The sequence below is a fragment of the Microvirga medicaginis genome, from assembly GCF_052658925.1.
Genome location: NZ_JBQWEL010000050.1, coordinates 1 through 2,685, shown reverse-complemented (window position 1 = coordinate 2,685; position 2,685 = coordinate 1). Strand labels below are relative to the sequence as shown.

The 2,685-nt window shown below is 61.2% G+C and carries 2 protein-coding genes and 1 pseudogene; 1 reads left to right on the top strand and 2 read right to left on the bottom strand.

The window, feature by feature from the left end:
- A partial coding sequence (locus ACUXUR_RS26670; protein WP_445505369.1) for an IS256 family transposase occupies positions 1-1,112 on the top strand: 1,112 nt, incomplete at its 5' end.
- A gap of 36 nt (positions 1,113-1,148) precedes the next feature.
- Here the strand turns inward: ACUXUR_RS26670 and ACUXUR_RS26665 are convergent.
- Both ACUXUR_RS26665 and ACUXUR_RS26660 read right to left on the bottom strand, forming a co-directional pair.
- A pseudogene (locus ACUXUR_RS26665) lies at positions 1,149-1,415 on the bottom strand (IS6 family transposase); the annotation flags it as partial.
- Positions 1,416-1,546: 131 nt separating this feature from the next.
- Positions 1,547-2,317, bottom strand: coding sequence for a TSUP family transporter (locus ACUXUR_RS26660; protein WP_445505368.1), 771 nt, complete (start codon positions 2,315-2,317; stop codon positions 1,547-1,549).
- Positions 2,318-2,685 lie beyond the last annotated feature (368 nt).

Here is a 2,685-nt window from a genome sequence, read left to right as displayed (position 1 = left end):
TGCCGGATGGACGCGAGCGCCTGGTCCGGCATGGGCACGGCCCCGAGCGCATGATCCAGACCGGCATCGGTCCGGTGGAGGTCAGCCGGGTCAAGATCCGCGACCGCGGCGCCACCGGCGAGGACCGGATCCGCTTTTCCTCGGTCCTCCTGCCGAAATGGGCCCGCCGCACGAAGAGCCTGGATGCGCTGCTGCCGATCCTCTATCTGCGCGGCCTCTCGACCGGCGACTTCCAGGAGGCGCTCTCAGCCTTGCTCGGCAAGGACGCCCCCAACCTCTCGCCTTCGGCCATTACCCGACTGACGGGCGAGTGGCAGGGCGAGTACGAGCGCTGGCAAGCCCCGGATCTCTCGGCTCGTCGCTATGTCTATGTCTGGGCCGACGGGGTCTATCTCCAGGCCCGGATGGAAGATCAGGCCGAATGCATCCTGGTGCTGATCGGCGCCACGCTGGAAGGCCGGAAGGAGCTGGTCGGCTTCCAGGCCGGCGTGCGCGAGAGCGCTCAGAGCTGGCGCGAGCTGCTTGTCGAGATCAAGCGGCGGGGCCTGTCGATTCCGCCCCGGATGGCCGTCGGGGATGGCGCGCTTGGCTTCTGGAAGGCGCTCGACGAACTCTTTCCGGGCACGCATCATCAACGCTGCTGGCTGCACAAGACGGCTCACGTGCTCAACAAGGTGCCGAAATCGGTGCAGCCGGCCATGAAGACAGCCCTGCGCGAGATCTATCTCGCGCCCACCCGCGCCCAGGCCGAGGTCGCCGTTGATCTGTTCGAGGATGCCTATGGCGCCCGCTATCCGAAAGCTGTGGAGTGCGTGCGCAAGGACCAGCGGGCGCTGCTGGCCTTCTTCGACTGGCCCGCCGAGCATTGGATCCACCTGCGGACTACGAACCCCATCGAAAGTGTGTTCGCGACGGTGAGGCACCGAACCGTACGCACCAAGGGCTCGCTGTCGCCGACCACCGCCCGACTGATGGTCTTCACGCTGGTGATGGCAGCCGCGAAAAGCTGGCGGCGGTTGATGGGCGAAAACCAGTTGCCGAAGGTGATCGCGGGTGTCAAATTCCAGGACGGCACCGAGATCATTCCGATGCCATCACACAACGTCGCCTGATCGGCCCCATCACCTAAAATCCGTCATAGCTCAGTCACCCTTCACCCGAATGTATGTTTCGTCCACACGCCACAAGCCGTTCGTCATCCGGAGATGCGGTCGGACGCGCCTGTCGAGTTCGGGTGCATAAGCCTGGATCCAGCGAAAGAGAGTCGTATGGTTCACCTGCACGCCCCGATCAGAGAGCATGTACGCAAGATCGCGGTAGCTGATCGGGAACTGCAGGTACCAGCGGATCGCCCATAGGATGATCTCCGCCGTGAACTGCCGCCCTTTGAACGGGTTCGGCTTGCTTTGCACCACCTCGAGCTCCTCTCAACCCCGTCGATGTCATAGCTCAGGTGTAGGAGTGCTCAAAGCTGCAACAGAACCCAAGTATCTATCCTATCCCGCCCCGCCATACGTGTCAGCGTGCCAGCGACAATGCTACGCTCTTAAAGGGAAACCTGAAAAAGGTGAATGACGGCAGGGGCGGCAAGTGAAATGCCTGAGATGAGCAGGAGGAGGAATACGATGCGACGCATCGTGACAGGTGAAAAAGGCGGCGGCCAGCGGCGAGCAGCGTAGGTTGCGCACATCACGGCCGGAATGGCCACAAGCCCGGACAGGGCCGAGCTCGATGGAAGATCGCCGGAGGCGGCCACAAGGCCGATACGGAATACTGCGTTCAAAGCGAAAACCGTCACCAGGGTTTCACGCACCTTCACCAATGGCATCGGCTGACGGTAGAAGTGGTAAACGAGCGGCGGGCCTGCGGTTGAGAACATCCCGCCCATCACGCCAGCAATTCCGCCAAAGAACAGGAATGATCCATCGCCGGATCGCTCCGGAAGCGGCTCGGGCTTTCGCGCAAGTTGCAGGCTCGAGACGATGATCACCAAGCCGAGGAGTAAGCGCAGAAGATCAATATGACTTCCAGCAAGCCATTGCAGCAGCCAATAGCCGACAAAGAGCATCGGAATGCTCGCTGCCATGACGAGGCCGAATTGATGCCAGGCCACATCACGCCAGCCTTTCAAAAGCATCTGCGTGGCATTCACAAAGGTCAGCATGCTCACGATCATTGCAGCATCGGGCAAAGACAAAAGCCCAGTGAGACCGATCCCACCCATGGTGATGAGGCCGAAGGCGAAGCCTGTCAGGGTTTGCGCATAGGCAGCGGCTCCCGTCAGGACCAGGAAGCCAACGAGCACAGAAAGCGACATACTTTGTGGATTTCCTCAGACTGGCGAACAGACCCAGGGAGCGGGGATGATTGAATGCCGGCGTCCGGCCCGAGCGAGCCGCAACTCTCGCTCTCTGTGCTCTAATCGCGGGTTTTCAGTCAAGCGCGATGAGGTCTGATATCCTTGCTTCTCCTCGGGTCATGGTCCGCTCTGCGGCCGACACTCGCCGCCGCAGGATCGGTTTAACAGTATAAGCCTTCCAAAATCGGCGACGTGGTCAGTTGGAGAAGCGTTGTCACATCTGCCTCACCCTAAGGTCAGCTCGGGCCAAACCCTGAAGTTCCCCTACCCTTCACGGACGTCCGCTTAAACCTGAAAGGCGGACAGAAGCGTCACTTCCGCCTTGT